This is a genomic window from Sporosarcina sp. FSL K6-1540 (assembly GCF_038620285.1).
Lineage (GTDB): Bacteria > Bacillota > Bacilli > Bacillales_A > Planococcaceae > Sporosarcina > Sporosarcina psychrophila.
This window is the reverse complement of the sequence record NZ_CP152018.1, coordinates 663,719-681,953: the sequence shown is the minus strand read 5'-3', so window position 1 is coordinate 681,953 and position 18,235 is coordinate 663,719. Positions and strand designations below refer to the sequence as shown.

The 18,235-nt window shown below is 38.7% G+C and carries 12 protein-coding genes; 11 read left to right on the top strand and 1 reads right to left on the bottom strand.

The features are described 5' to 3' along the window. Positions 1 to 30: 30 nt before the first annotated feature. On the bottom strand, positions 31 to 2,154 hold the full coding sequence (gene pulA / locus MKY15_RS03105; protein WP_342538937.1) for a type I pullulanase: 2,124 nt from the start codon (positions 2,152 to 2,154) through the stop codon (positions 31 to 33). Positions 2,155 to 2,700: 546 nt separating this feature from the next. Between pulA and glgB the strand changes: the two genes are divergently transcribed. The 11 genes from glgB to MKY15_RS03050 all read left to right on the top strand — a co-directional run bounded on the left by glgB (position 2,701) and on the right by MKY15_RS03050 (position 18,228). After that, complete coding sequence (glgB, locus tag MKY15_RS03100) at positions 2,701 to 4,620, top strand: 1,4-alpha-glucan branching protein GlgB (protein WP_342538935.1); 1,920 nt, start codon at positions 2,701 to 2,703, stop codon at positions 4,618 to 4,620. Beyond that, complete coding sequence (locus MKY15_RS03095) at positions 4,620 to 5,771, top strand: glucose-1-phosphate adenylyltransferase (protein ID WP_342538934.1); 1,152 nt, start codon at positions 4,620 to 4,622, stop codon at positions 5,769 to 5,771. Before glgB ends, MKY15_RS03095 begins: the two co-directional genes overlap by 1 nt. A gap of 286 nt (positions 5,772 to 6,057) precedes the next feature. Beyond that, a complete protein-coding gene (glgD, locus tag MKY15_RS03090) occupies positions 6,058 to 7,164 on the top strand; it encodes a glucose-1-phosphate adenylyltransferase subunit GlgD (RefSeq protein WP_342538933.1) in 1,107 nt (368 codons plus the stop codon). Positions 7,165 to 7,200: 36 nt separating this feature from the next. Beyond that, positions 7,201 to 8,625: a glycogen synthase gene (locus tag MKY15_RS03085; protein WP_342538932.1), complete on the top strand. Its 1,425-nt coding sequence runs from the start codon at positions 7,201 to 7,203 to the stop codon at positions 8,623 to 8,625. Between the two features lie 11 nt (positions 8,626 to 8,636). Then, positions 8,637 to 11,069, top strand: coding sequence for a glycogen/starch/alpha-glucan phosphorylase (locus tag MKY15_RS03080; protein ID WP_342538931.1), 2,433 nt, complete (start codon positions 8,637 to 8,639; stop codon positions 11,067 to 11,069). Positions 11,070 to 11,919: 850 nt separating this feature from the next. Beyond that, positions 11,920 to 12,909: an ABC transporter ATP-binding protein gene (locus tag MKY15_RS03075; RefSeq protein WP_338655409.1), complete on the top strand. Its 990-nt coding sequence runs from the start codon at positions 11,920 to 11,922 to the stop codon at positions 12,907 to 12,909. Beyond that, complete coding sequence (locus MKY15_RS03070; protein ID WP_338655410.1) at positions 12,906 to 13,904, top strand: dipeptide ABC transporter ATP-binding protein; 999 nt, start codon at positions 12,906 to 12,908, stop codon at positions 13,902 to 13,904. Before MKY15_RS03075 ends, MKY15_RS03070 begins: the two co-directional genes overlap by 4 nt. Beyond that, complete coding sequence (locus MKY15_RS03065; RefSeq protein ID WP_342538930.1) at positions 13,901 to 14,707, top strand: IclR family transcriptional regulator; 807 nt, start codon at positions 13,901 to 13,903, stop codon at positions 14,705 to 14,707. The genes MKY15_RS03070 and MKY15_RS03065 overlap by 4 nt, the downstream gene beginning before the upstream one ends. A gap of 15 nt (positions 14,708 to 14,722) precedes the next feature. Then, positions 14,723 to 16,303 (top strand): ABC transporter substrate-binding protein, encoded by a 1,581-nt coding sequence (locus MKY15_RS03060; RefSeq protein ID WP_338655412.1) that lies wholly within the window; start codon positions 14,723 to 14,725, stop codon positions 16,301 to 16,303. A 90-nt stretch (positions 16,304 to 16,393) separates the two neighbouring features. Beyond that, positions 16,394 to 17,329 carry a nickel ABC transporter permease gene (gene nikB, locus MKY15_RS03055; protein ID WP_187045654.1) on the top strand — a complete coding sequence of 312 codons (936 nt, stop codon included), beginning with the start codon at positions 16,394 to 16,396 and terminating at the stop codon, positions 17,327 to 17,329. Next, the gene (locus MKY15_RS03050) at positions 17,326 to 18,228 is read left to right on the top strand and encodes an ABC transporter permease (RefSeq protein WP_342538929.1); all 903 of its coding nucleotides are present in this window, start codon (positions 17,326 to 17,328) and stop codon (positions 18,226 to 18,228) included. The genes nikB and MKY15_RS03050 overlap by 4 nt, the downstream gene beginning before the upstream one ends. Positions 18,229 to 18,235 lie beyond the last annotated feature (7 nt).

Below are 18,235 nucleotides of genomic sequence, written 5' to 3'. Positions count from 1 at the left end.
AAGGTGAGCCAAGCATCTGGGTACCCTTGCTTATTCGATCTCCCGTGATTTCTTTAAGACGACTAACTCGTAAGCATCAACAGAAGTAAATTCACCTTTTACTTCCTGTTGCGCTGTATTCTTATCAAAATTATTATTCGCCATCACTCTCCATATTGCCGATGAAGGTAAGCGCAACTCATAGGATTTTTTTGTTGGATTAATATAGATTGCAAAATCTTCGTTATCTCCAAGTAATGTGAAGCCAAAAACAGGGGCGGGCGTGTCTAATATATATAATCTTCTCCTAATATCTTGGTTAGAAGTAAGGCGAAATACATCATATTTTTTTCGAAGCGCAATCAGCGTTTTAATAAATTCAACATAGTCATTTTCTACTTCTCTTTTCCGCCAATCTAATTGATTGATCCAATCACTGGAAATATAGCTATTCTCATCGCCCTGTTTAGTTCTAAACCATTCTTGACCAGCATGGATAAACGGAATCCCTTGGCTTAATAACGTGATACCGGAAGCAAGTTGATGCATTTTCTTACGCGTCAAATCGCTGTCTTGATCATTGCTAAGTAGAAGCCGATCCCATAGTGTGTGGTTATCGTGACATTCGACGTAGTTAATTGTTTGGTTCACCTCGGACACAAATGGTGCACCAAATTCTTCTAAAGTGGTTCCAGATACGAGGTGGGGCAGCCTTTCGATGAAACGACCTTGACCATTTACATAACCAGTATCGTGTTTGTTAAATAACTGACCTTTGAGTGAATCGCGGAAGTAGTCATTGAAAAATTTAAGACCTGTTAATTGATTGGAGTGGATGGAAGTAGCTTTCTTTTCGGAAGCTAATGCTGTTGGAAGATCCCAACCTTCTCCTAAAAGCATAATTGGCACTGATTCTTCTTTACAGCGCTCATGAATTTGGTTCATTGTCTCGATATCGATGGCCCCCATTAAATCGAACCGGAATCCATCTACATGATAGTCATTCAGCCAAAAATCAATCGTATCTAAAATGAATTTCCGGGCCATTGCTCGCTCTGTTGCAAAATCATTCCCTACCCCAGTTCCGTTGCTAAGGCTTCCATCACTGTGATAACGGAAGTAATAGCCTGGAACAAGTTTTTCAAATGGTGATTCTTCCATGATAAAAACATGATTATAAACGACATCAAGGATGACCGCGATTTCTGCCTGATGAAACGCTTGAATCATCTTTTTACATTCAATGATTCTTGCTACGGGGTCATTAGGTGTTAGGGAATAACTGCCTTCTGGTACTTGAAAGTATAATGGATCGTACCCCCAATTATAGTCATCGTTCGGACTAGTCTCATCTACGCGTGCAAAATCATTAATTGGTAAAAGTTGAACATGCGTGCAACCTAATTCTTTCATATAAGTGAGCGCTGTTGAAAAACCATTTTTTGTCGTTGTAGCTGTTTCTGTCAAACCTAAATATTTACCTCGATTCACGACACCGCTTTCTTCTTGATTGGTCGCGTCTCTTACATGCAACTCATAGATAATTGCATCTTGTAAATTCTGAAGTTTTGGCCTGTTTCGTTTGTTAAAGTTAGGTGGGTCAGTTCTAGCAGGGTCTATAATCACGCTTTTTTCACTGTTAGCAAGCATAGCTTTCGCGTATGGGTCATTCAAACGTGTCGTTTGTCCATTGACGATAACCTTATAATCATAAGCAAAACCATGCCAATCACCATCCATTTTTAGTTGCCATAGACCACTTTTATGTCGATTTAATAAAAAATCACGATTATCTAAATTTAACTTTACAGAAGTAGCCGTCGGGGCCCAAATAGAGAATGTGGTTGCGGAGTGTTCATAGTCAGTCCCTAATTTAGTAGTCAAATCAGCATAGTGCTGATCAAACCAATCCGTTCGGACGATTGCTCTAGGGTAAACAGGGACCTTCGCTGTGCCCCATAAGAGCACAAGACTTTCTCCGATTGGCAGTTCTTCTAAAAGAATAATCCTTACGGTGGAATCGGCGTTTACTTTTTCAACCTTTGTCGAAAAATACTTCTCTTTTGCTGCCCAATAAATGACGGGAGGTTCTTCCGTGTGCAGCAATATAGATATATCGTTCACGATAACGGTTAACACGTGAACATCATCGATCCAAGCTACATGAGTTTCCACAAAAGCAACCCCTTTTCTTGTTTGAATCTAACATACAAGACGTTTGGACGCCGAGTTCTCTATTGCCAATACCTAAAACCTACCTCCGCTTTTGCCATTCATACTTGCTTATTCCTAGTATATGTTCTACCCCTATTTTAAGAAACTTACTTGAATTTTAACCAGGAATTAATATATTTCCCTAAAAAACAGTTGTCACATTATTCTAAAATTAAGCAATTCAATTGATTTCTATATGGATGTGGAGTCAGAGTTAAGTCATTCATTCGACATTAATTTACATTAAATTTACCAATAAAAGAATTTTGTAGAACGATTTAACATTCATTTACATAATTATCTGCTAATATTAAAATTGGTGCAACCCTTACTAATAAGGGTTCTACATTACGACTGTAGCTGCATTAGATCGTGAAAGTTGTTTCTTTTTTTATCGAGCTATTACAAAGAAGTGAATGATAAAAGATCCATGACAAAGAAGAACTAGTCATATTCATATACCATCCTGAATATAATCTTAATTGGCTCAAGAAAGGAGTCAGCACGATGTATTACAATATTTCAGAACAAGAACTATTTTTATTTCACCAAGGTACTAATTATCATAGTCACCAATTATTAGGTTGCCATACGATTGAATGGGAAGGTACTCAAGGCTATCGATTTGTAGTGTGGGCACCTAACGCTAAAGAAATTCATGTAGTCGGTGACTTTAATCAATGGAAAGGCAATTTACACCCATTAAAGAGAATCACGAACGAAGGGTTATGGATTGGTTTTTATACGGACATTCCCGAAAACATCCCTTATAAATATGAAATTGAATCGGAGAATGGTCAAGTGCTACTGAAAGCAGATCCATATGCTCTTCAATCTGAGCTTCGACCTAAAACGGCATCTTTAACCCCGATTCTATCCGGATATGAGTGGAGTGATGATGATTGGCAAGAAGAAAAGAAAACGTTTGATGTTTATTCATCACCCGTATCGATTTATGAAGTTCATCTAGGCTCTTGGAAAACAAACGTAGACGGTGAATTTTATTCATATCGCGAACTTGCTGATCAATTGGTTCCTTATGTAAAATCGCTAGGTTATACACATATTGAATTACTCCCACTTGCGGAGCATCCATTTGATCTGTCGTGGGGCTATCAAATAACTGGTTATTTTTCTGTCACGTCGCGTTATGGTCCACGTGATGAATTTAAATACTTTGTTGATCAGTGCCATCAACAGAACATCGGTGTAATTATGGACTGGGTTCCTGGTCACTTTTGTAAGGATGATTTTGCACTTCGTCAATTTGATGGGGAGGCATTATATGAATATGCCGATCCTCGTAAAGCTGAAAAAAAGTTGTGGGGAACATTAACCTTCGACTTTGGACGACCTGAAGTACAAAGCTTTTTAATCTCTAATGCACTTTTTTGGCTGGAAGAATATCATATCGATGGGATTCGTGTAGATGCAGTAGCTAGTATGCTCTATCTTAACTTTGATAAATCGGAAGACAAGGATAAAATCTACAATTCATACGGTGGAGATGAAAATCTTGAAGCATATGCCTTTATCCGCAAATTAAATGAAGTTATTTTTTCATATGAGCCTGGGGCAATGATGATGGCTGAAGACAGTTCAGATTTACCACTTGTTACGGCACCTACACATGTAGGAGGGCTTGGTTTTAATTTCAAATGGAATATGGGCTGGATGAACGACACGCTTACCTATATGGAAGCAGATCCAGTGTACCGAAAATGGCATCACAATCTACTAACTTTCCCATTTATGTATACACATACAGAAAACTTTCTACTACCGCTGTCACACGATGAAGTCGTTCATGGTAAAAAATCATTGCTCGATAAAATGCCTGGTGATCAGTGGCGGCAGTTTGCAAACCTGAGATTACTTTATGGCTATATGATGGCGCACCCTGGTAAAAAGTTATTATTTATGGGAGGTGAGCTAGCACAGTATGCTGAATGGAAGGATCAAGAACAATTGGATTGGCAACTTTTAGATTATCCACTTCATAAAGCGATTTTTAACTATGTTAAAGCGCTCAATCATTTCTACTTGGAATATCCTGAACTTTATGAATTAGACCATAATACTGAAGGGTTTGAGTGGATTGATCCTCATAATATCGATCAAAGTGTGATTGCTTTTCGTAGACGTAGTACAAGCCCAGGGGAAGAACTAATCGTTGTCTGCAATTTCACACCGGAAGTCCTTTTTGACTATAAAATTGGTGTGCCAACTCCTGGAACTTATCAAGAAATTTTTAATTCAGATGCTAGTCAATTCGGGGGATCTGGACAGGTAAACGATGCTGACCATTTTAGTATTCCGCAAGAATGGCACAGATTATTACAGCATATAAAAATAAAGGTACCACCTTTAGCTATCACAATTTTTAAGTGCAAAAAAGTACCTGAATTTATTGAGGAGGCTAATTAATGAAAAATTGTGTAGGCATGTTGTTGGCTGGTGGAGAAGGGAAACGTTTAGGCAAATTAACGAACAACTTAGCGAAACCAGCAGTGCACTTCGGAGGTAAGTATCGAATTATTGACTTCACGTTAAGTAATTGTGCCAACTCAGGACTTCAGACATTGGGCGTGATGACTCAATATTCACCACTTGAATTAAATAAACATATTGGAAATGGAAAACCGTGGAACTTGAATCGGCAAAACACTGGTGTGACGATACTTTCCCCTTATACCGCGAAAGACGGAGGAGACTGGTATTCTGGTACGGCTGATGCAATCTATCAAAACATTCATTTTATCGACCGGCATGACCCAGAATATGTCCTTGTCATTTCGGGTGATCATATTTATCAAATGGATTACGCAGCAATGTTGGAAGAACATAAACAAACGGGCGCTGATGTCACCATTTCCGCAATTCCAGTGGTTTGGGAAGAAGCATCGCGGTTTGGAATTTTGAATACAACTGATGACATGCGCATCTACGAATTTGATGAAAAACCGCAAAATCCAAAAAATAATTTAGCGTCTATGGGCGTTTATATATTTTCATGGGCAACATTAAGATCCTATTTGTTGGAGGATGCTGAAAATAGTCAATCCAGTCATGATTTCGGAAAGGATATTATTCCATCGATGGTTAATAATAATCTTCGCTTGTATGCGTATCGTTTCGAAGGTTATTGGAAGGATGTCGGTACAATCGAAAGCTATTGGGAAGCCAATATGGACCTGCTGGATAAAGATTGGAGTCTCTTGTTAAATAATGAAAACTGGAGAATATACACCAACGAAACGAACATTCCCCCAGAGTATATCGGGGAAACTGCAGTTGTGAAGCAGTCATTGATCAATTCTGGATGTTGGGTGTGTGGAACAGTTGATAGTTCTGTATTGTTTGAGAATGTAGTGATTCATCCTGATAGCATGGTTAAACAATCCATCTTGTATCCAGGCGTAGAAGTAGGGAAGAACTCGATTCTAGAACGAGTAATTGTAATGGAAAATACAAAAATTCCTGAAGGCACACATATTAGCATTGGACTTACTGAAGAGCCGCTCGTGATCAATCAAGATACACTGAGTGGGATTTTAGCGTTAAGTTATATCGGATAAGCAATAGAAGTACGATGGCTTGTTGGACTCTCTGTTGAAGTAATGTTGTGTATATTAGAACCATATATTCGGCACTACTTATTTGAAGTTAACTAGGTGGTATACCTCGCCAGTATAACGAGTAAATCTAGCGAAGGAGCGACAAGTGTGAGCCGGAGCAATAAGACCGCCAGTGATCTTCTGACGGGCTTATTGCGTGAGGCCATCACCAAGCGACAAAGCGATGTTGGAAGGACAATCTATTTGTTAAGTACCGACTATCTATACAATTTAAGGGGGAAAATAGATGAACACAATGATGGGCCTTATTAATCTGGAACACGAGCATCATTATTTTCATGAATTAACTTATTTTCGTAGTGGTGCCACAATTCCTTTTGCAGGTCGTTATCGTTTAATTGATTTTCCGCTTTCGAATATGGGGAATTCTAATGTAGAGTCAGTGGCTATTTTTACCCGCAATAAATATAGATCCTTAATGGATCATCTTCAAACAGGTGGTAGCTGGGAGATGGATGAGCGCAATGGTGGCTTGTTTATTCTTCCACCGGATTGGAACGATCCATCTGATATTTCAAAAGGCGATTTGAGTTTTTTTCATAATAACCGTGATTATTTTGCTCGTGGAAAATCTTCCTATGTACTGATTAGCGGAAGTCAATTTATATCAAATACGGATTATCAAGATGCATTTAAAAGTCATCTTGCTAATAAAGCAGATGTCACGCTGATTACTACTCATGTTGAGACGTTAAATACTGAACATGATTCTGCATTTCGAATTGAAGCAGACGAAGATGGCTGGGTCACTACTATCACGAATGATAAGCAAGAAAATGACCTTTTCACGGGTGTTTATATAATCAATAAAGACTTATTAATGACGTTAGTTGATCAATGTATCGCACACCACCAAGATCATTTTTTTGTCCATGGCATTAAAGAGAATCTTGCTACGTTAAAGGTTCAAACGTATAAAAACAATGGTTATGGTGTGTTTATCAATTCCATCGAGAGTTATTATCGACATAATATGAATCTATTATCAGAGGAGAATTATAAAGCATTATTTTATAAACTACCATTTATTCGGACGAAGGTTGGGAATCAGCCACCTACGAAATATCGTAATGAAGCGAGTGTCAAAAAATCAATTCTGGCAAATGGTTGCATTATTGCTGGCGAGGTAGAGGGCAGTGTATTGTTTCGAGGTGTAACCGTAGAAGAAGGTGCAACGGTAAAAAACTCGATTATCATGCAGCGTTGTAAAATTGAAGCAGGTGTCCATTTGGAGAATGTGATATTAGATAAAGACGTTCATGTGACCGCAAATCAACAATTAATCGGATCAAAGGATAAACCCTATGTCGTTGCAAAAAGACAAGTCATGTAAAAAAAGAAATCGTTGGTTGGAAAGGGAAGATTTCATATGAGAAATGTATTATTTGTAGCTTCGGAATGCACACCTTTTATTAAAACCGGTGGATTAGCAGATGTGATCGGGTCACTTCCACAAGCATTGAAAGAGAATGAAGGAGTCGAGGTGCGAGTGATTCTTCCACTTTATGATGAAATACCGCTAGAATGGCGAGATAAAATGGAGTATGTCATGAGCTTTAATGTACCGCTTGGCTGGCGTAATTCGGAAGCAAGTATGTATTCATTAGAATATAACAATATCATTTATTACTTCGTTTCAAATGAGTATTATTTCACCCGTAAAGGGGTATACGGGTATTACGATGACGGTGAACGATTTTTGTTTTTTAGTCGTGCTGTTATTGAAGCATTAACCCATCTAGATTTTAAACCGGACGTACTTCACGCACATGATTGGCAAGCGGGTATGGCTGTTGCTCTTGCTAAAATTATTCAGCCCATATTCGATATGAAAACCGTCATGACAATTCATAATATTAAGTACCAAGGGCTGATGCCAATCGACATATTTGAGGATTTCTTTGATATGTCACGGGAGCATATCGGTGGTTTTGAATGGAATGGAATGCTGAACTGTTTGAAAAGCGGCCTGTTTCATGCAGATAAAATCACAACGGTTAGTCCGAGTTATGGAGAAGAAATAAAAGAACCTTACTATGGTGAAGAACTTCACCCATTTCTTTTGGAACGGTCCGCTGATTTAATCGGTGTGCTTAATGGTATTGATACTAAAGATTATAATCCTCAAACGGATCCGGCAATTGCAGTTAACTACCGTTCTTCAAGAGCTAAAAAGAAGGAGAATAAACTTATACTTCAAGAAAAACTAGGATTGCCAATCATAGCTGAAAAGCCGCTCTATATTATTATTACTCGGCTTGTTGAACAAAAAGGCTTGCATCTTGTTCAACATATTTTAGATGATTTTCTCCACGAAGATGTTCAATTCATAATCTTAGGAACCGGGGATGAAGAATTTGAAACGTATTTTGCGGAAGCCGCTGAGAGTCATCCCAATAAACTTGTGACCTTGTTGGCTTTTGATGAAGGAGTAGCGCGACAATTATATGCAAGTGCCGATTTCTTTGTCATGCCATCAAAGTTTGAACCTTGTGGATTAGCCCAACTCATTGCCTTACAATACAAAACGGTACCAATTGTGCGGGAGACAGGGGGATTGAGGGATACAGTTCAATCGTTTAACGAACTAACTGGTGAAGGAAATGGATTTAGTTTTACAAATTACAATGCTGATGATTTATTGGCTACCTTACGCTATTCTTTAAGAATTTATCATGATCCTATTCAGTGGCCAGTAGTGGTGAAAAATGTGAATAAAAGTCAGTTCAGTTGGAAGAGTTCAGCTCGAGATTATGCAACCATTTATGACCAGTTAACGACAATAAGTGTATAGGGGGCAGAATCTTGCTTGAACTAACTGTGGATGAGTTTAAAGAGCGGATCATAAGCAAATTACAAACAGACAAAAGTAAAGAAGTAGCAGATGCGACCAATAAAGACATTTATTATGTGATTGCTTCAATTGTCAATGAGGAGATCCTACCGCATTGGCAATCGACTAAAAAAAGATATAACGAGAAAAGCTGTAAACAAGTTTATTATTTATCGATGGAGTTTTTAGTGGGTAGTTTAATTGAAAGTAACCTGCTTAATTGTGGGATGCTTGAACAGTCAAATGAGGCGCTGAAGCAGTTAGGGTTCGACCCTGATAACATCTATGCCCAAGAGCATGATGCTGGTTTAGGGAATGGCGGGTTAGGCCGATTAGCGGCTTGCTTTCTCGATTCATTAGCCTCACTTAAATATCCTGGACATGGTTTCGGAATACGTTATCGTTACGGGTTATTCGAACAGCGAATTATCCATGGTAACCAGGTTGAGCTTCCGGATTATTGGTTAAAGGATCAGTACGCTTGGGAAACACGAAAAGAAGACGAAGCTATTTGCATTCATTATCACGGAAACGTACATATGTTTCAGCGGAATGATGGAAATATTGAATTTAAACATGAAAATACAGATAAGGTAATGGCGATACCTTATGATATTCCTATTGTTGGCTATAAAAATGAAGTGATCAATACACTTCGTCTTTGGAGTGCAGAATCAGTTGGTCTAGATCGGGACGGCTCATCAGAAGAAGGAATGCATTATTACCATGATCTTGATCATAAGCATTCGATTGAACAAATTTCAGGATACTTATACCCTGACGATTCGAAGTATGAAGGAAAAGAGTTGCGCTTAAAGCAACAGTATTTCCTTGTTTCTTCCAGTATACAAAATATCATTAAGGACTTTAAAAAGAACCATCAAAAATCGTTGAAGTATTTACCTGAAAAAGTGGTTATTCAAGTGAACGATACGCACCCAACTTTAGCAATTCCTGAACTAATGAGAATACTTATGGATGAAGAGCACTTCAGTTGGGACAGTGCTTGGGAAGTAACGACGAAAGTAATTGCCTACACGAATCATACAACATTGAGTGAAGCGCTTGAAACCTGGCCTAAAGGCATGATGGAGCATCTACTTCCGCGTATTTATATGATTATTGATGAAATTAACGAGCGTTTTTGCAAAGGACTCTGGTTTGATCATCAGGAGCTTAGAGAGAAAATTCCGGAGCTAGCCATTATCGCTGATGAACAAATCCACATGGCACGGCTCGCAATTGTTGGGAGCTTCAGTGTGAATGGTGTCGCGCAAATTCATACGGATATTTTAAAGGAAAAGGAAATGAAGAATTTTTATGAACTTTTCCCGGAACGTTTTAACAATAAGACGAACGGAATCACCCATCGCCGTTGGCTGTTGCAAGCAAATCCTAAATTATCGGGACTTATAACAGAGTCAATTGGTCCGCAGTGGATACAACGCCCCAAACAGCTTATCAGCTTATTAAAATATTCGAAGGATGCTTCATTTTTAGAGAAATTTTATCAAGTGAAGCATGAAAATAAGCAAATATTAGCGAACCTCATTCATGAGCGCACGGGTATTTTAGTAGATGATCAATCAATTTTTGATGTACAAATTAAACGACTTCATGAATACAAACGTCAGTTACTTAATATTTTCCACATTATTTATTTATACAATGAATTAAAAGAAAATCCAAATCTAGATATGATTCCTCGCACATTTATATTCGGGGCAAAGGCCGCACCGAGTTACCATTTAGCGAAAGAAGTAATCAAGCTTATTAATAAGGTCGCCTCGATTGTGAACCACGATGCGGCTATTCAGGGTAAACTAAAAGTTGTTTTTTTAGAAAACTATAATGTTAGCCTTGCTGAAAAAATTATACCAGCAGCCGATGTTAGTGAACAGATATCAACGGCGAGTAAGGAAGCATCAGGTACTGGCAACATGAAAATGATGATGAATGGCGCTTTAACAATTGGTACGCTAGATGGTGCAAATGTTGAAATTAAAGAGGCTGTTGGCAATGCAAATATTTTCATTTTCGGTTTAAAAGCGGATGAAGTATTGAATTACCATCAACATGGCGGTTATAATGCTACGGATATTTACAATACGGATGACAGGATTAGCCGGATTTTAGATCAATTAAATCAGGGTGAATTTGGATCGCATGAAATTGAGTTCAAAGATATTTATTACAATATTCTATCCCAAAATGATCCTTATTTTGTTTTAAAAGATTTTGAACCTTATCTTGAAACTCACGAACTAGTGGAGCAGACGTACCGTGATAAATTATCCTGGCTCCATAAGAGTGTCACGAATGTCGCTCACTCAGGAAAGTTTTCCAGCGACCGAACAATCCAAGATTATGCGACAGAGATCTGGAAGTTGAAAAAACAGGTTTGAATCAAATGGAAAATAACCTTATCAAACACTAGGCGTTCAGTGTACAGTTGCTTTTAGATCACTTTGGATTGAACGACTCTTATCCGATTACCGAGATATTTTGATCTATGGGGATGCGACGCAGTCGCATCCCCATAGATCTTGTTTTTCGATAATCGCATGGTGGTCGTTCATCCGTCGTTCTCCAAAGGTATAAGTACACGAAGTTCTAAAGCTTTTTGGGATGAAAGAATAGTTGGCTTCTTAGTTGGATAAAGGCAGTCAAAAATACAATTTTGGCTGCTTACTCCTTCTCTATGGTTTTTCTTTTTTATTTTAAGGAAATGTTAATTTCTACAGGATATCACGTAATAACAAGTGTGATTTTGCTGAAAGATAAGTAAGGAACGCATTGTAGAAAATGCAAACGTGCCCGAAATTGTATCTTCGGGCACTTATAACTTCTGTGAAAAGTCATCGATTCTTAATTTTTAAACAACTGCAGTTTTCACTTAAACGTTGTAGATACACGACAGGCAACCCTCCTCTTCTCCTCAGTAAAACTGTCGTGATTAATTTAGCCGAAAGCGAGCAGAAAACGTACTAGTCCAAATGAAGAATTTTGCGCCTACCTTACAAGTAACTTAAGCAAAAAAGTGGTTAATCAACAGACATGAAAAAAGCTGACTCACAAGAGTTCAGCTTTTTTTATTGTGTGAAGAGGTAACCGACCGTATACAATCGTATCCAGAAAATGTGAATAAATAAATATTGAAAGACTATTGCGAAGTGGCGGAATTATAGTTACAATGTTAAGAATCAGATAAATGAAACTGCGTTTCAAATAATGAAACCATTGAGGGGTGTATTAATGGTTCGAACATTAATGGAAGTAGATAAATTACAAGTTGGTATTCAAGATGATGGAATAAAGACTGCGATTGTCAATGGAATTAGTTTTCAATTGAATGAAGGTGAGACGCTTGGAATCGTAGGTGAATCAGGTTGTGGAAAAAGTATGACAGCGCTTTCACTTATGGGATTGCTACCACCGGGAGTTGAATGGCAAAGTGGGGATATTCATTTGAATGATCTTCATTTTAAAGACTTCAGTAAAAAGGACTGGCGTAAAGTTAGAGGGAAGAAAGTATCGATGATTTTCCAAGAACCGATGAGTTCCTTGAATCCGGTCTATACAGTCGGAAAGCAAATAATAGAAATGATTTTAAATCATGAAAATATCGATAAAAAGCAAGCGAGAGCCCGTGCGCTTGAAATGTTGCAATTAGTGGGAATACCGAGACCTGAACAAGTGCTGGATGAATATCCACACCAGTTGTCAGGTGGGATGCGTCAGCGTGTAATGATTGCGATTGCCATGTCTTGTAATCCGGAAATTTTAATTGCGGATGAACCTACGACCGCATTGGACGTTACGATTCAAGCACAGATTTTGGAACTGATGAAAAAACTGCAGCAACAGTTGAATATGTCAATTGTGCTAATTACACATGACTTGGGCGTTGTTGCTGAAATGTGTGACCGTGTCATCGTTATGTATGCGGGAGAAATTATAGAAGAGGCAAAAATTGTCGATTTATTTGATCAGCCGAAGCATCCCTATACGAAAGGGTTGCTTGCATCATTGCCTGATATTAATGAACAGCAAGAATATCTATCTTCTATTCCAGGAATGGTGCCTGCACCAGGTAGTATGCCGAGTGGGTGTCGTTTTGCACCACGCTGCTCAATGGTCCATGAAAGATGTACACAAAGCCCACCGCTAATTGAAACTGAAAATAAAAACAAAGTGAGATGCTGGTTATATGATGAAGCAAAACTGGAGGTGATGACCAAATGATTGAACGGGAAGAACTACTCCGAGTTGAAAACTTGAAGAAATACTTCCCCATTAAAGGGGGAGTATTTGGCAACACGACGACACAACATGTAAAAGCGGTAGATGGAATTACATTCAACGTGAAGAAGGGTGAAACATTCGGAATTGTTGGTGAGTCGGGTTGTGGTAAAAGTACAGCTGGCCGAACAATCATGCGAATGATGGAACCGACAGAAGGGAAAATTTTTTTCCAAGGACAAGATATTACGAATATTAATAAAGATGAAATGCGAAAGTTGCGGAAAGATATCCAAATTGTTTTTCAAGATCCGTATGCATCATTAAATCCAAGAATGCGTGTCTATAAGATTATTGAAGAACCGTTAATCAATTTTGGTATAACGGATAAAGCAGAAAGGCATAGACGCGTGCTTGAAGTTGCTGACCAAGTCGGGTTATCACAGGCACAATTGAAAAGATTACCGCATGAATTTTCGGGTGGTCAGCGTCAACGAATTGGAATTGCACGTGCTTTAATTTCAAAACCAAAACTCATTATAGCGGATGAACCGGTTTCCGCATTGGACGTTTCTATCCAGTCACAAGTATTGAATCTTATGAAAGACTTACAAAAAGAATTTGGCTTGACTTATATTTTCATATCCCATGATTTAAGCGTCATTAAGCATTTTTGTGATCGTATTGGTGTTATGTATTTAGGTAAGATGGTGGAAGTTTCAGAGAAGAATAAGTTATACGACGATCCACTGCATCCTTATTCAAAAGCTTTGTTATCAGCGCTTCCTAGTCCGCACCCACTTCAGAAAAAAGAACGAATTATTTTAAGGGGGGATGTTCCGAGTCCAGCGAGTCCACCGAATGGCTGCACATTCCATCCAAGATGTTTTTCTTGTATGGAGGTCTGTAAAACGGTGAAGCCGGAACTTCAACTTATGGATGAAAATCATTCAGTTTCTTGTCATTTATACAAGACTGCCGAGGTAGAGCATGTATGAGTAAAACGATGGAAAAAGGGTTGCAATTGCTTGATTTATTTACAGAAGATCATCCCTACTGGCGGTTAGATGAAATTTCAGCTTATACAGAAATTCCGAAACCAACAGCACTAAGACTTTTGAGGACATTGGTAGAGGCAGGTTTCTTACAGCGGACACCTGTTGAAAGGAACGGCGCCATAATAGATGGTGACAGCTATTCGCTTGGTTTGAAGTTACTACAGCTAGGCGAACGTGTGGCAAGCGGTTTGGAAATAAGAAATATTGCACTTCCTTTTATGCGGCAATTGCAAATGCAGTTCAATGAGGCTGTTCAACTGATTACACGGGAAAATAATAATGGCGTTTACATTGAAAAAGTGGAAAGCACTCGGCCAGTTAGATTGTACACGCGTGTCGGCAGACATGCCCCGCTTTATGCAGGAGCATGCACGAGGACATTACTATCATTTTTGCCAGATGAAGAAATAGACGCGATATTATCAATGCCTCTTACGAATTATGCCAGCCAGACTCCAAAGTCGGCAGAAGAAGTATGGTCCTTGATTAAGCAAGTTAGAAGTGAAGGATACGCTTATAGTCTGTCGGAGCTTGAAGAAGGAACTGTTTCGATTGCAGTTCCAATATTTAATCGTCATGGCGAGGTAGAATACTCAATCAGTATTGCAGGGTTTCCTGTATCCCTGCCTAAAGAGAACGCGAATCACTTCTTACAATCTCTTTGGGAGGCAGCGGCAAATATATCGGAGAAAATAGGCTATACCGATCTGTATCCGTATAGAAATGCACTTAAAAAATCATAGTATGGGGGAGAAATTATGACGAAGAATAAAAATCTAGTTGTTTCATTGTTATTGGTAGTAATGCTTGTGTTAGCAGCTTGTTCAGGCGGCGGAAATGACAAAACAGAAGGAACTAAGAAAGAAGCTAATGGGAAGAATCCCGCGGCTGATCGCGGAAATGAAATAGTCGTTGGTATTAATAGCGATCCACAAAGTTGGGATCCTATCGATACGTTCTTGCTAGACTGGAGTACTGTTGCAATATCAGTATTCGAAGGACTAGTAGAAAGGGATCTTGATTTGGAGTTGCAACCGGGACTTGCAGAAAGCTGGGAATACTTAGATGACAGTACGCTAGAGTTCAAATTACGTCAAGGCGTTGTGTTTCATAATGGAGAACCATTCAATGCAGAAGCAGTGAAGTTTACGTTCGATCGTTTACTGGGTGAAGAGGGACAAAAAGGGCCTCAGTATTCAAACTATACCTCTATTGACTCTGTCGAAGTAAAAGATGAATACACAATTACAATGAAGTTGAATTCCCCAGATCCAGTTTTGCTTACCAAACTAGCCGGATATGGAGCAGTCATTGTACCACCAGGTTATGTGACAGAAGTTTCGGATGAAGAGTTTAATGATAAACCGGTAGGTACAGGTCCATTTAAAATGACAGGTTATAAGCGTGATCAAGAAGTAGTTCTGGAGAAAAATGAAGACTATTGGAAAGAAGGACTTCCAAAACTTGATAAAGTAACCTTCAAAATTATACCTGAAGCTTCTACACGACTTGCAGAACTGCAAACAGGAAAAATTGATATTATGAAACGTGTTGAAGTTGCGCAAACAAAAACAGTGAAAGACACAAACTTTTTAAAGCTTGAAGAAGTTGGAACACCGACTGTATTCTCTTTACGTTTTGATACAGCAAATGCACCTCTTGATAAAAAAGAAGTAAGACAAGCGATTAACTACGCAATTAACAAAGATGAAATTATTGAAGAAATTCTAGGTGGCTATGGTATTCCAATCAGTACGTATCAAAGTGAATTGTCATTTGGTAATAATCCAGATTTGAAACCGTATGCATATGACCCTGAAAAAGCAAAAGAAATGTTAAAAGCAGCTGGAGTTGCTGAAGGAACAGAACTAGATGTATTCATTCCTGGGAATGATGGAAACTTTAAAGAAATCACACAGGCAGTTGCATTTTATCTGGAAGAAGTCGGATTGAAAATGAATATAAACAGTGTAGATAATACAACATTAATTTCAGATTTAATTCCAAACGGTAAAGCAGGCCATATGTACCGCCAAGGCTGGGGTGGTTGGACATTGGACTTCGATAATACAGCGTACTTAATGTACCACGAAGGCGAACAATGGAACCCATCTTTTAAAGATGAAAAAATAGAAGAATTATTGGCTGCACAGCGAGCAACAGTTGACCAAGATGAGAGACATAAAATTTTCATGGAATTGACAACACTCTTGTATGATTTAGCACCTGAAGTGAACTTGTATCAAGCAGTAGATTTATATGCAGTAAACGAGCGTTTGGAAAACTTCCAACCACCGCATGAAGATCGTATGCGTCTTGAAGAAGTTACTGTCAAATAAGCTGGTTACCGCTAGGCAATAACCAATTCATATAGAGATAGTATGGTCCTCATACTATCTCTTTCTTTTAAAGAGGACGGAGGAAAGAAAATGATTGCATACCTTACCCGGAGGCTATTTCATACAGTTCTAGTCGTTTTAGCTATTTCCGTTATTATATTTTTCTCAATACGATTGACCGGGGATCCTGTGTCCGTCATGTTTTCAGCAGGTGAACCATCTAAAGAAGCGATAGCCGAAGTCAGAACTGCACTCGGATTGGATAAACCATTGTACGTGCAATATGGTATTTTTCTTAAAGGTATAGTCACATTGGACTTTGGTGAATCATTCCGAAGCGGCACACCGGTTATAGGATTAATCTTTGAAAGGCTTGGGGCTACACTAGTGTTAGCACTTGGTGGAATAATTGTTGCGGTTTTGATTGCGTTTCCAGTTGGAATAATATCGGCTGTTAAACGTGGAACACCTGTTGATTTCTTTGGAAGAATATTTTCATTAATAGGTATATCTTTCCCTAACTTTTGGCTTGGGATAATGTTGATTTTGATATTTGCTGTAAATTTAAAATGGTTGCCGTCTTCAGGATTCGATGGTCTTTCATCACTTATCCTGCCGTCAATTACACTCGGAATGATTTTATCGGGTATTTTGGCTAGATTAATCCGATCATCAATGTTGGAAGTGATGAATCAGCAATATATGTCAACTGCGAGGTCGAAAGGAATTAGTGAATGGTCCGTCATTATCAAACACGGATTCCGGAATGCTTTATTGCCGACAATTACATTTTTAGGGTTACAGTTCGGTTCATTACTTGGTGGAACGGTTATTGTTGAACAAGTATTTTCGTGGCCAGGCATCGGACGTTTAATCATTGATGCCATCAATCAACGAGATTATCCGGTCATTCAAGGTGGAGTGATTTTCCTTGCGATTATCATGGTTGTTGTTAATTTAATTGTAGATTTAAGTTATACATTGATAGACCCTCGGATTAAAGCTGGAAGAGGTGGTAAATCATGACAAAGTTGCGAATCGAAGAAGTTGAAACGCGTCCAGAGAAAACAATATTGCAACGTATTTTCCGTTTTGTTAAGAAAAACCCTGCTGGCTTTGTTGGAATGATTCTAGTGTTTCTAGCGGTCGGTTCGGCACTATTCGCTCCGTGGATTGTATCGTTCGATCCGTCTAAAGCAAGTCTGACCTCTCGATTAGATCCTCCATTTTGGGCCGATCCTTCAGGAGAATCAACGTTTTTCCTTGGAGCTGATCAGCTTGGCCGGGATTTATTTAGCCGCATCATTTATGGTGCGCGAATTTCATTGATGGTTGGATTTTTTGGGGTCTTAATATCCCTTGTTATCGGTACAATAATGGGGCTAATTTCAGGATTCTTTGGTAAATGGTTGGATGATTTAATTATGCGTGTTGCAGATATTCAACTCGCATTCCCATTCATTTTGTTTGCTATCGTAATTATGAGTGTTCTTGGGACGGGCGTTTGGAAGATTATTATTATTTTAGGAATAACATATTGGGTAGGTTTTGCTCGACTAATTAGGGGTCAAGTTATTTCGTTGAAAGAGCAGGAATTCGTTCATGCAGCAAAGGCAATTGGAGGAACAAACTTTACAATAATACGGAAACATATATTACCGAACGTTATGTCCTCTATCTTAGTACTGGGAACAATGTATATTGCAGAGTTCATTTTACTCGAGGCATCGCTTACGTTTCTTGGTCTAGGTGTAGATCCAACGATTCCGTCATGGGGCGGTATGCTTGCAGATAGCCGAAACTACATAACATCGGCATGGTGGACATCCGTATTTCCAGGTATAGCAATTATGCTAACAGTGCTTGGCTTTAATTTACTTGGAGATTGGCTTCGCGATAAGTATGATCCGAATATGAAAATGTAGGGGATGA